The sequence below is a fragment of the Stenotrophomonas sp. YJH_SMC_119 genome (assembly GCF_059368315.1).
This window is the reverse complement of the sequence record NZ_JCAFRP010000008.1, coordinates 131,536-143,200: the sequence shown is the minus strand read 5'-3', so window position 1 is coordinate 143,200 and position 11,665 is coordinate 131,536. Positions and strand designations below refer to the sequence as shown.

8 protein-coding genes and 1 pseudogene are annotated in these 11,665 nt (G+C 66.3%); 8 read left to right on the top strand and 1 reads right to left on the bottom strand.

Features of this window, described 5'->3' with window-relative positions:
• Positions 1-25: 25 nt before the first annotated feature.
• The 6 genes and pseudogenes from murC to lpxC all read left to right on the top strand — a co-directional run bounded on the left by murC (position 26) and on the right by lpxC (position 6,909).
• Positions 26-1,462, top strand: a complete 1,437-nt coding sequence (gene murC / locus AC5P6S_RS13955) for a UDP-N-acetylmuramate--L-alanine ligase (RefSeq protein ID WP_005408080.1) — start codon at positions 26-28, stop codon at positions 1,460-1,462.
• Positions 1,459-2,421: a D-alanine--D-alanine ligase gene (locus tag AC5P6S_RS13950; protein ID WP_087802810.1), complete on the top strand. Its 963-nt coding sequence runs from the start codon at positions 1,459-1,461 to the stop codon at positions 2,419-2,421. The genes murC and AC5P6S_RS13950 overlap by 4 nt, the downstream gene beginning before the upstream one ends.
• Positions 2,418-3,095, top strand: a pseudogene (locus AC5P6S_RS13945) (cell division protein FtsQ/DivIB); the annotation flags it as partial. The gene AC5P6S_RS13950 and the pseudogene AC5P6S_RS13945, both read left to right, overlap by 4 nt.
• Positions 3,096-3,163: 68 nt before the next feature.
• Complete coding sequence (ftsA, locus tag AC5P6S_RS13940; RefSeq protein WP_005408083.1) at positions 3,164-4,399, top strand: cell division protein FtsA; 1,236 nt, start codon at positions 3,164-3,166, stop codon at positions 4,397-4,399.
• A gap of 170 nt (positions 4,400-4,569) precedes the next feature.
• Positions 4,570-5,805, top strand: a complete 1,236-nt coding sequence (gene ftsZ / locus AC5P6S_RS13935) for a cell division protein FtsZ (RefSeq protein WP_005408084.1) — start codon at positions 4,570-4,572, stop codon at positions 5,803-5,805.
• A gap of 192 nt (positions 5,806-5,997) precedes the next feature.
• Positions 5,998-6,909: a UDP-3-O-acyl-N-acetylglucosamine deacetylase gene (lpxC, locus tag AC5P6S_RS13930; RefSeq protein WP_005408085.1), complete on the top strand. Its 912-nt coding sequence runs from the start codon at positions 5,998-6,000 to the stop codon at positions 6,907-6,909.
• 282 nt (positions 6,910-7,191) lie between these two features.
• Here the strand turns inward: lpxC and AC5P6S_RS13925 are convergent, their stop codons facing one another.
• Positions 7,192-7,641, bottom strand: coding sequence for a DciA family protein (locus tag AC5P6S_RS13925; RefSeq protein WP_005408086.1), 450 nt, complete (start codon positions 7,639-7,641; stop codon positions 7,192-7,194).
• 12 nt (positions 7,642-7,653) lie between these two features.
• Between AC5P6S_RS13925 and AC5P6S_RS13920 the strand changes: the two genes are divergently transcribed.
• Both AC5P6S_RS13920 and secA read left to right on the top strand, forming a co-directional pair.
• Positions 7,654-8,610: a M23 family metallopeptidase gene (locus AC5P6S_RS13920; RefSeq protein ID WP_005408087.1), complete on the top strand. Its 957-nt coding sequence runs from the start codon at positions 7,654-7,656 to the stop codon at positions 8,608-8,610.
• 278 nt (positions 8,611-8,888) lie between these two features.
• Positions 8,889-11,621, top strand: coding sequence for a preprotein translocase subunit SecA (secA, locus tag AC5P6S_RS13915; protein WP_012479159.1), 2,733 nt, complete (start codon positions 8,889-8,891; stop codon positions 11,619-11,621).
• The last annotated feature ends 44 nt before the right edge of the window (positions 11,622-11,665 follow it).

Here is an 11,665-nt window from a genome sequence, read left to right as displayed (position 1 = left end):
GCGCCTGCCCTGCGCGAGGCCGCGCATGATCCGCCGCCTGCACGACACCAACGACCTGGTGCGCGCGTTCCCGCGCGTGCATTTCGTCGGCATCGGCGGCACCGGCATGAGCGGTATCGCCGAAGTGATGCTGACGCTGGGCTATGAAGTGTCCGGCTCGGACAACGCCGACAACGTGGCGACCCGCCGCCTGGCCAGCCTGGGTGCGCGCATCATGCGCGGCCACTCGGCGGCCAACGTGCTGGGCACCGACTGCGTGGTGGTCTCCAGCGCCATCCGCGAAGACAACCCGGAACTGATGGAAGCGCGCAGCCAGCGCATTCCGATCATGCCGCGTGCGGCCATGCTGGCCGAGCTGATGCGCTTCCGTCGCGGCATCGCCGTGGCCGGTACGCATGGCAAGACCACCACCACCAGCCTCACCGCTGCGGTATTGAGCGAAGGCGGCCTGGACCCGACGTTCGTGATTGGTGGCCAGCTGCTGGCCGCCGGCGCCAACGCCAAGCTGGGTGGTGGCCAGTGGCTGGTGGCCGAGGCCGACGAAAGCGATGGCAGCTTCCTGCGCCTGAACCCGCTGATGTCGATCATCACCAACATCGATGCCGATCATCTGGAGAACTACGGCAACGACTTTGCCCGCGTGCAGGCGGCGTTCGCCGAGTTCCTGCAGCGCCTGCCGTTCTATGGCCTGGCGGTGCTGTGCATCGACGACCCGGAAGTGGCTGCGCTGGCCGCCAGGACCCCGCGCCACGTGATGAGCTACGGCATGAGCCCGCAGGCCGACGTGCGCGCCGAGAACGTGGTGCAGGAAGGGTCGCGCATGCGCTTCACCCTGCGCCTGCCGCAGGGCACCAGCCAGGAAGTGGTACTGGCACTGCCGGGCAGGCACAACGTACTCAACGCACTGGCCGCCGCCGCAGTGGGCTGGCAGCTGGGCGTGGCCCCGGACGCCATCGCGCGTGCGCTGGAAGGCTTCGCCGGTGTCGGCCGTCGCTTCAACGATCTGGGCGAAGTGACCACCGCCAGTGGCGCCAAGGTGCGCATCATCGATGACTACGGTCATCACCCGAGCGAGCTGGAAGCCGTGTTCGCCGCCGCCCGTGGTGGCTGGGCCGACAAGCGCCTGGTGGTGGCCTTCCAGCCGCACCGCTACAGCCGAACCCGCGACCAGTTCGACAAGTTCGCCGCGGTGCTGTCCAGCGTCGATGCGCTGGTGCTGAGCGAGGTCTACCCGGCTGGCGAGGAACCGATTGCCGGTGCCGACTCGCATGCGCTGGCCCGCGCCATCCGCGCGCGCGGCCGCAGCGAACCGGTGGTGGTTGGCAAGGCCGCCGAGCTGGCCAGCGTGCTGCCGGACGTGCTGCAGGACGGTGACCTGCTGCTGATGATGGGGGCGGGCGACATCGGCGCCGTGGCTACCCACATCGCGGTGGAAGGCTTCAAGGGGGAGGGCGAGGCGTGAGCGCGCTGACCTTCCCGCCGCTGCGCGTGACCGACCCGGCTGTATTCGGTCGCGTCGCCGTGCTGCTCGGTGGCACTTCCAGCGAACGCGAGGTGTCGCTGGATTCCGGCCGCAACGTACTGGAAGCACTGCAGTCGCGCGGTGTCGATGCGTTCACCGTGGACGGCATTCCGGCGCTGGCCAAGGCGCTGGCTGCCGGCGGCATCGACCGTGTGTTCAACATCCTGCACGGCCACAACGGTGGTGGTGAGGACGGCATCGTGCAGGGCCTGATGGACGCCTTCGGCGTGCCGTACACCGGCTCGGACGTGCTGGGCTCTGCGCTGAGCATGGACAAGATCCGTACCAAGCAGGTGTGGTTGTCGCTGGGCCTGCCGACCCCGCAATACCGCAAGGTCGACGCATCGAACGTGCATGCACTGGCGGCCGAGCTGGGCCTGCCGGTGGTGGTGAAGCCGGCCAACGAAGGCTCCAGCGTGGGCATCAGCCGGGTCACCGACGACGCCGGCCTGGATGAGGCCGTGGCCCTGGCTGCGCGCTACGACGGCCAGCTGCTGATGGAGCAGATGGTGGTCGGCGACGAACTGACCGTGGCCATTCTCGGCGACGTCGCGCTGCCGTCGATCCGCATCGTGCCCAAGGGCCAGTGGTACGACTACAACGCCAAGTACATCGCCGAGGACACCCAGTACCTGTGCCCGGGCCTGGACGGTGGCGACGAAGAGGAAATCCGCCGCATCGCGCTGGCCGCGTTCCGCGCTGCTGGCTGCCGTGGTTGGGGCCGCGTGGACGTGATGCGCGACCGCAGCAGCGGCCGCTTCTTCCTGCTGGAAGTGAATACCGCGCCGGGCATGACCAGCCATTCGCTGGTGCCCAAGGCCGCAGGCCAGGCCGGCATCAGCTTCGAAGAGCTGGTGTGGCGCGTGCTGGAACAGACCCTGGAGGCCTCGCACGCATGAACGCGGTGCTGCGCATCTTCGTCTGGCTGTTGGCGCTGTCGGTGGTTGCACTGCCGGTGGTGGCCGTGGTCAATGGCTGGGTCGGCGCCGAGCGCTGGCCGCTGGCGAAGCTGCGCGTGCATGGCGAGTTCAAGCGGGTACCAGCCGAACAGCTGCAGCAGGTGCTGCTGCCGTATGCGCGCGCCGGGTTCTTCGCGGTCAAGCTGCAGGATGCCCAGGACGCACTGGAAAAGTTGCCGTGGGTGGAAAGCGCACGGGTACGCAAGCAGTGGCCGGATGTGCTGGAAGTAACCCTGGTCGAGCACAAGCCGTTCGCGCGCTGGGGCAACGACCGCCTGGTTTCCGAGCAGGGCAAGCTGTTCCCCACGCCGAAGAAGCTGGCCGACCTTGCGCTGCCCGAACTGGATGGCCCGGACAGCCAGACCGAAGAAGTGATGAAGCTGTACAGCGACTCGCGTGCATTGTTCGCACCGGCCGGCGTCGATGTGCGCCGGGTGACGATGGATGCACGCGGCAGCTGGTCGCTGGTGCTGAGCAACGGCACCGAAGTGGTGGTCGGCCGCGACGACGCGCGCTCGCGCATGCAGCGCTTCGTCAAGGTACTGCCGCAGCTCAACCGTCAGGACGCGCCGATCGAGCGCGCCGACCTCCGTTACACCAATGGTTTCACGCTGAGCTGGGGTACCCCGGCCACGCCGGCGAAAGCGCCGGCGACCCCGGCCAGAAGCACGCAGGAAAGGACATGAATCGCAAGGGTGACAAATCGCTGATCGTTGGCCTGGACATCGGCACCTCCAAGGTGGTGGCGCTGGTGGGCGAGTACTCGCCGGGCAACCCGATCGAAGTGATCGGCATCGGCTCGCACGAGTCGCGCGGTTTGAAGCGCGGCGTGGTGGTGGACATCGAATCGACCGTGCAGTCGATCCAGCGCGCGGTGGAAGAAGCCGAGCTGATGGCCGGCTGCGAGATCCGCTCGGTGTACGCCTCGATCTCCGGCAACCACGTGCAGTGCAAGAACTCGCCGGGCATCGTGCCGATCCGCGACGGGGAAGTGACCTGGGGCGACCTGGATCGCGTGCTCGATGCGGCCAAGGCGGTGGCGATTCCGGCCGACCAGAAGATCCTGCACGCGATCCCGCGCGAGTACGTGCTGGACGATTCGCAGGAAGGCATCCGCAATCCGGTCGGCATGACCGGCGTGCGCCTGGAGGTGCATGCGCACCTGGTGGTGTGCGCGCAGTCAGCCGCGGCCAACATCAGCAAGTGCGTGCAGCGCTGCGGCCTGCAGGTGGATGACCTGGTGCTGTCCTCGCTGGCCTCCAGCGTTGCGGTGCTGACCGCCGACGAACGCGAGCTGGGCGTGGTGCTGGTCGACATGGGCGCCGGCACCACCGACATCGCGGTGTTCGTGCAGGGCGCGATCTGCCACACGGCTTCGCTGCCGATCGCCGGCGACCACGTCACCAATGACATCGCGCACATGCTGCGCACGCCCACCCCGGAAGCCGAGCAGATCAAGGTGCGCTACGCCTGCGCCCTGGCCCAGCTGGCCACCGCCGAGGAAAGCATCCAGGTGCCGTCGGTGGGCGACCGTCCGCCGCGCCGCATGCCGCGCCATTCGCTGGCGCAGGCGGTGCAGGGCCGTTACGAGGAAATCTTCGAGATGGTGCAGGCCGAACTGCGCCGCTCCGGCTTCGAGGAACTGGTGCGCGCCGGCATGGTGCTGACCGGTGGTGCCTCGAAGATGGAAGGCGTGGTCGAGCTGGCCGAGGAAATGCTGCAGATGCCGGTGCGCGTGGGCATCCCGCAGCACGTCACCGGCCTGGGCGAAGTGGTGGGCAACCCGGTGCATGCCACCGGCGTGGGCCTGCTGCTGATGGGCAGCCAGATCGAGCACCCGCGGCGGCCGTCGCTGCCGACCGGGCGCGCCGGAAGCATGTTCAAGAAACTCAAGACCTGGTTCCGCGGCGAGTTCTGACGCGGAACCCGTAACACCGGGGGTCACCCCGGCGCAGCACCTGCAGTACCCGCATCACAACGCAGCAACGCAATACACAACCCACACAGCCGCAACGGCAACATGACACGCGAAGGCAGGAGGCCCGACCGTCCATGCCACCGACAAGCGGATACAACGAGGACACGGACATGGCGCATTTTGAACTGATCGAAAAGATGGCACCCAATGCGGTGATCAAGGTGGTTGGCGTGGGCGGCGGCGGCGGCAATGCCGTGGCGCACATGGTCAACTCGGCGGTGGACGGCGTGGAGTTCATCACCGCCAACACCGACTCGCAGGCCATCAAGAATTGCGGTGCCAAGCTGCAGCTGCAGCTGGGTACCAACGTGACCAAGGGCCTGGGCGCAGGCGCGAACCCGGAAGTCGGCCGCCAGGCCGCGCTGGAAGACCGTGAGCGCATCATGGACGCCCTGCAGGGCGCGGACATGGTGTTCATCACCGCCGGCATGGGCGGCGGCACCGGTACCGGCGCTGCACCGGTGGTGGCGCAGCTGGCCAAGGAGATGGGCATCCTGACCGTGGCCGTGGTCACCAAGCCGTTCCCGTTCGAAGGCCGTCGCCGCATGCAGGTGGCGCTGAAGGGCATCGAGGAACTGAGCCAGCACTGCGACTCGCTGATCACCATCCCGAACGAGAAGCTGATCACCGTGCTGGGCCGCAATGCGACCATGATCCAGGCATTCCGCGCCGCCAACGACGTGCTGCAGGGCGCCGTGCAGGGCATCGCCGACCTGATCGTGCGTCCGGGCCTGATCAACGTCGACTTCGCCGACGTGCGCACCGTCATGTCCGAAATGGGCCTGGCGATGATGGGTACCGGCACCGCCCGTGGCGATGACCGCGCCCAGGCCGCTGCCGAATCGGCCATCCAGAACCCGCTGCTGGACGACGTGAACCTGGCCGGTGCCAACGGCATCCTGGTCAACATCACCGCCGGTGCGGACTTCACCATGGCCGAGTTCGACGAGATCGGCCGCACCATCGACGGCTTCGCTTCGGAAGACGCCACCGTGGTGGTTGGCACCGTGCTCGACCCGGACATGCAGGACGAAGTGCGCGTGACCGTGGTTGCCACCGGCCTGAACCGCGTGTCGGCCAGCAAGGCCCAGCGTCCGGGCGAGCGCGCGCCGATCAAGCTGGTCCGCAACGCCACCACCGGCCAGCCGGAGTTCGGCGACTTCGACAACGGCGGCGACGCCGTGTCCAAGGCCGTCGGCGGCATGGGCCTGGGCCTGCGTCGCGCCAGCAGCGATACCGCGGCGGCTTCGGCCCCGTCGGCGCCGTCCTCTTCGGCCCCGGCCGCGGCAGAACTGCCGAACGATTACCTGGACATCCCGGCGTTCCTGCGCCGCCAGGCGGACTGAGCGGGCCGGCCCGGGGTTGTCCTCCCCGGGTTGCGCCACCATGTCCTGAAAACGCGGGCGCCGGGCCAGGATGGGCCCGGCCGCCCTGCGTCATGTGCGTCCCATTGGCGCGCCGGTGTGTCCTGCCTGCCTTTCAGCCGGGGTAGGGGACCGTGCGTGTTAATCTAATGTGTCACTTCCGGTCCATCCCCCATGATCCAGCAACGCACCCTCAAGAACACGATCCGCGCCACCGGCGTTGGCCTGCACAGCGGCGACAAGGTCTACATGACCCTGCGCCCGGCACCGGTCAACCATGGCATCGTGTTCCGCCGCGTGGACCTGGACCCGGTGGTGGAAGTGCCGGCCAAGGCCGAGCTGGTCACCGAAGTGACGTTGTGCACCGGCCTGACCTGCAACGACGCCAAGATCCAGACCGTCGAACACCTGATGTCGGCGCTGGCCGGCCTGGGCGTGGACAACATCATTGTCGAACTGTCCTCGGCCGAGCTGCCGATCATGGACGGTTCGGCCGGCCCGTTCGTGTTCCTGCTGCAGTCGGCGGGCATCGTGGAACAGGATGCGCCCAAGCGCTTCATCCGCGTGCTGAAGACCGTGGAAGTGACCGAAGGCGACAAGGTGGCCCGCTTCAGCCCGTACGAGGGCTACAAGCTGGGCTTCACCATCCAGTTCGACCACCCGATGATTCCGGCCAAGCAGTCGCGCCAGGAAATCGAGTTCTCGACGCTGGCCTACACCAAGGAAATCTCCCGCGCGCGCACCTTCGGTTTCATGCGCGACCTGGAATACATGCGCGAGCGCAACCTGGGCCTGGGCGGTTCGATGGACAACGCCATCGTGCTGGACGAGTTCCGCGTGCTCAACGAAGACGGCCTGCGCTATGCCGACGAATTCGTGCGCCACAAGATCCTCGATGCGATCGGCGACCTCTACCTGGCCGGTGGCCAGGTGCTGGGTGCCTACGAAGGCTTCAAGTCCGGTCACGCCCTCAACAACAAGCTGGTGCGGGCGCTGATGGCCGACGCCACTGCCTGGGAATGGGTCAGTTTCGACTCGCCGGCGACGCCGGATCCGGTCGAATATGCCACTCCGGCCTACGCCTGATTTCTGTAGGCTGTTGAATTTAAAGACAAAAACGCCGCCTTCCAGGGCGGCGTTGTCGTTTCAGGCGTGTTCGGCGCATTCAGCATGCTTGATACGCGTCAAGGCCGGTTCGAGGTCACGGTTTTGTGAACCTGTTGGATCGGAAGCCTGAATTTAACGCAGTTTTAACAACAATCTAACGACAGGCCCCCGGATGGCAGCTAGGATGCGACCCGGCCCCCGAAATGTTTCACGCCGTGGTGACATGTGCGACGGGGAGCGGAGCCGGATGCTCCGTTGTCGTCAGGACCGCTTCTTCGGCTTCGAAGGAACGTCCTGCAGGCAAGCCAAGGCGTCGCGTAGCCCTTTGTGCGTGGCGGCTGAAACTGCGTGGGGTCCATTCCGGTTGTCGAGCGCTGGGGAGCGCGTGGGAGTGGGAGACGCAGTCTTGATGGTCACCCTGGTGGCCTTCAGCCCGATGGAACGGGCCGCGTCGAGCAACTGGGCTTCGGCAAGCCGCAACTTGGCATGCCAGACCGGGGACTCGACGAGAAAAACGAGGTGTTCCCCGTCCACATTGGCCAGCCGGCAACGGCTGCGCAGAGGTGGCGGCAACTGGGGGCGCAACTGACGGTCCAGCGCGTCGAGCCACAAGGCACGCCGCAGCGGGTTCCCGCTTTTGTCCGCCATCACCGCATCCAGCGCCGGCTTCGGCACTGACGCGGGGCGAACGCTGGATTTCGGCTCAGACATGAAAACTCACTGATGGCATTCAAAAAGATCGTAATCAAAACGCGTGAAGGACAGGCCAAGTCGTCGCCGATCGCGCGTTTGCGGTTCTATTTCGAGGACCGCCCCCGCGCCCTGCTGGGCAGCGTGCTCGGGGTAGGCTGCATTATCGGCCTTGCTGGCGGCATTGGCGCCAGCGCGCTGAATGATTCCCGGCTGCAGGCCAAGGTCGAGCGTCAGGATGCGGAACTGGCCAAGGTCAAGCGCGATGCGCAGACCCAGGTCAACGCGCTGGCGGCACGCCTCGGCGAGCTGCAGGCGCAGGCTACCCGCCTGAACGCCCTTGGCGAACGGCTGACCCAGATGGGCAAGCTGGAAGACGGCGAGTTCGACTTCAACGAGACGCCTGGCCTCGGTGACGGCGATGCCGGCGGCCCGACCAGCGACATCCCGGTCAAGGACGTCAACGCCGACTTACAGGTGCTGGAGCAGCGTTTCGCTGCTTCAGGCCGCCAGTTGTCGGTGATGGAATCGCTGATGTTCGACCACCAGCTGCAGCAGAACGCCGTGCCGTCGCGCATGCCGATCCGCAACAGCTACGTGACCTCCGGCTTCGGCACCCGTGCCGACCCGTTCGGCCGCGGTGCCGCCACCCACAAGGGCATGGACTTCCACGCCAAGGTCGGCGACCCGGTGATGGCCGTGGCCGAAGGCGTGGTCAGCTTCGCCGGCGTGAAGGGCGGCTACGGCAACGTGGTCGATGTCGACCACGGTAATGGCTACGTCACCCGCTACGCGCACAATTCGCGCCTGGTGGTGAAGGCCGGTGACCTGGTCCGTGCCGGGCAGGAAGTGGCCAAGGCCGGTTCCACCGGCCGTTCGACCGGCGCCCACGTGCACTTCGAGGTGTGGGAGAACGGCAACGTGGTCAACCCGCGCAAGTTCCTCGGCGACGGCGGCAACACGCCGGTCGGCCGCATCAGCCGCGGCTGATGCCCGGGTCGGATCCCTTCCGCGCCGCGGTAGGGCTCTGACCCGATGCGGTTGATCTGGTAGTGCCGGCCGCTGGCCGGCAACCTCATGATCTTCGGCAGCATCGCGGATCACCGGCCAGCGGCCGGCACTACCCCTCGGGGTTGAAACCTCAGCCGCCCGTCCCAAGCTACAATGGGTGTTGCCATCGACAGGGCGCCAGGCGCCCTGTTTCGTTTGCGGCGGACGGATCCCAAGGGGGAGGCCGGGCGTCGTGTCCATCCAACCCGGTTCCTTCAATGATCAACAGCCTGCTTACCCGCGTATTTGGCAGTCGTAACGAACGACAGCTGCGCCAGCTCAACCGCATCGTCGCCAAGATCAATGCGCTGGAGCCGGAGATCGAGAAGCTTTCCGACGAGCAGCTTCAGGCCAAGACGCCGGAGTTCAAGCAGCGCATCGCCGATGGTGAAGCCCTGGACAAGGTGCTGCCGGAAGCCTTCGCGGTCTGCCGTGAAGCCGGCCGCCGCGTGCTGGGCATGCGCCACTACGACGTGCAGCTGATCGGCGGCATGGTGCTTCACCTGGGCAAGATCGCAGAAATGCGCACCGGTGAAGGCAAGACCCTGGTGGCGACCCTGCCGGTGTACCTCAACGCGCTGGAAGGCAAGGGCGTGCACGTGGTCACCGTGAACGACTACCTGGCCCGCCGCGACGCCGCGCAGATGGGCAAGCTGTACAACTGGCTGGGCCTGAGCGTGGGCGTGGTCTACCCGGGCATGCCGCACAGCGACAAGCGCGAAGCCTATGCTGCGGACATCACCTACGGCACCAACAACGAATTCGGCTTCGACTACCTGCGCGACAACATGGCGCTGTCCAAGGCCGACCGCTACCAGCGCGGCCTGCACTACGCCATCGTCGACGAAGTCGACTCCATCCTGATCGACGAAGCGCGTACCCCGCTGATCATCTCCGGCCCGGCCGATGATTCCCCGGAGCTGTACATCCGTGTCAACCGCGTCGTGCCGCACCTGGTCAAGCAGGAAGCGGAAGACGGCGAAGGCGACTTCTGGGTCGACGAGAAGGGCAAGCAGGTGCACCTGTCCGAAGCGGGCATGGAGCACGCCGAGCAGCTGCTGGTGGAAGCCGGCATCCTCAACGGCGAAACCGAAGGCCTGTACGCGGCGCAGAACCTGACCGTGGTCCACCATCTCAACGCCGCCCTGCGCGCGCACGCGATCTACCAGCGCGACGTTGACTACATCGTGCGCGACGGCGAAGTGGTCATCGTCGACGAGTTCACCGGCCGTACCCTGGCCGGCCGCCGCTGGTCCGATGGCCTGCACCAGGCGGTGGAAGCGAAGGAAGGCGTGCCGGTCCAGCGCGAGAACCAGACGCTGGCGAGCATCACCTTCCAGAACCTGTTCCGCATGTACAAGAAGCTGTCCGGCATGACCGGCACGGCCGATACCGAAGCCTTCGAGTTCCAGAGCATCTACGGCCTGGAAGTGGTGGTGATCCCGACCAACCGCCCGACCATCCGCAAGGACAGCCCGGACCAGGTGTTCCTCAACCGCAAGGGCAAGTTCAATGCGGTGCTGGCCGACATCGAAGAGTGCGCCAAGCGCGGCCAGCCGGTGCTGGTCGGTACCACCTCGATTGAAACTTCGGAAATGCTGTCCGAGCACCTGAGCAAGGCCGGTGTGAAGCATGAAGTGCTCAATGCCAAGCAGCACGACCGCGAAGCGACCATCGTCGCCAACGCCGGCCGTCCGGGCGCGGTGACCATCGCCACCAACATGGCCGGCCGTGGTACCGACATCGTGCTGGGCGGTTCGTTGGAAGCAGAGCTCCACGCGCTGGGCGAGGACGCGACCGACGAGCAGAAGGCCGCGGTCAAGGCCGACTGGCAGAAGCGCCACGAGGCAGTGAAGGCGGCGGGCGGCCTGCACATCGTCGGCACCGAGCGCCATGAGTCGCGCCGTATCGACAACCAGTTGCGTGGCCGTTCAGGCCGCCAGGGTGACCCGGGTTCGTCCCGCTTCTACCTTGCATTGGAAGACAATCTTCTCCGGGTGTTTGGGGGAGAGCGTGTCCAGAAGATGATGCGCATGATGGGCATGAAGGAAGAGGACGTCATTGAGGATCGATTGGTCACTCGAATGATCGAGAAATCGCAGCGCAAGGTCGAGGCCCACAATTTCGACATCCGCAAGAACCTGCTGGACTTCGACGACGTCAACAACGACCAGCGCAAGGTGATCTACGCCCAGCGCGACGAACTGCTGGACGCCGAGTCGGTGAAGGACAACGTCGACGGCATCCGCGACGACGTGATCTTCGACGTGGTGGCCCGCTTCGTGCCGCCGAACTCGATCGACGAGCAGTGGGACCTGCGTGGCCTGGAAGCGACCCTGGAGTCGGACTTTGGCCTGCAGATGTCGCTGACCGACCTGGTCAAGGAACACGAGGAGCTGGACGCCGAGGCGATTGCCGCCAAGGTGCAGGAACGCGTCAACCAGCACTTCGCCGAGAAGGAAGCCAGCGTGGGCGAAGAGACCATGCGCGCGCTGGAGAAGCACGTGATGCTGACCGTGCTGGACCAGAGCTGGAAGGAGCACCTGGCGCGCATGGATTACCTGCGCCAGGGCATCTACCTGCGTGGTTACGCGCAGAAGCAGCCCAAGCAGGAATACAAGAAGGAAGCCTTCGAGCTGTTCTCGGACATGCTGGAAAACGTCAAGCGCGAAGTGGTGACCCTGCTGTCGCGCGTGCGCATCCGCAGCGACGAGGAAGTGCAGGCGCTGGAAGCGGCCGAACGCCAGCAGGCCGAAGCCCGCCTGAGCCAGTCGCAGTTCCAGCACCAGGACGTGGGCGGTTACAGCGCCGACGAGGAAGCCGCGCAGGTGCAGGCTGCCCAGCAGGGCGTGGCGCAGATGCAGCGCGACGAGCCGAAGATCGGCCGCAACGATCCGTGCCCGTGCGGCAGTGGCAAGAAGTACAAGCATTGCCACGGCCAGCTGAGCTGATGCCGAAGAGCCCCGCGAAAGCGGGGCTTTTCGTTTGTGGCAGG

What these genes read in the sequence shown, in the direction of transcription:
- murC (WP_005408080.1), top strand. Translation starts at nt 26, where the DNA reads ATGATCCGCCGCCTGCACGACACCAACGACCTGGTGCGCGCGTTCCCG.
- ftsA (WP_005408083.1), top strand. Translation starts at nt 3,164, where the DNA reads ATGAATCGCAAGGGTGACAAATCGCTGATCGTTGGCCTGGACATCGGC.
- ftsZ (WP_005408084.1), top strand. Translation starts at nt 4,570, where the DNA reads ATGGCGCATTTTGAACTGATCGAAAAGATGGCACCCAATGCGGTGATC.
- lpxC (WP_005408085.1), top strand. Translation starts at nt 5,998, where the DNA reads ATGATCCAGCAACGCACCCTCAAGAACACGATCCGCGCCACCGGCGTT.
- AC5P6S_RS13925 (WP_005408086.1), bottom strand. Translation starts at nt 7,641, where the DNA reads ATGTCTGAGCCGAAATCCAGCGTTCGCCCCGCGTCAGTGCCGAAGCCG.
- AC5P6S_RS13920 (WP_005408087.1), top strand. Translation starts at nt 7,654, where the DNA reads ATGGCATTCAAAAAGATCGTAATCAAAACGCGTGAAGGACAGGCCAAG.
- secA (WP_012479159.1), top strand. Translation starts at nt 8,889, where the DNA reads ATGATCAACAGCCTGCTTACCCGCGTATTTGGCAGTCGTAACGAACGA.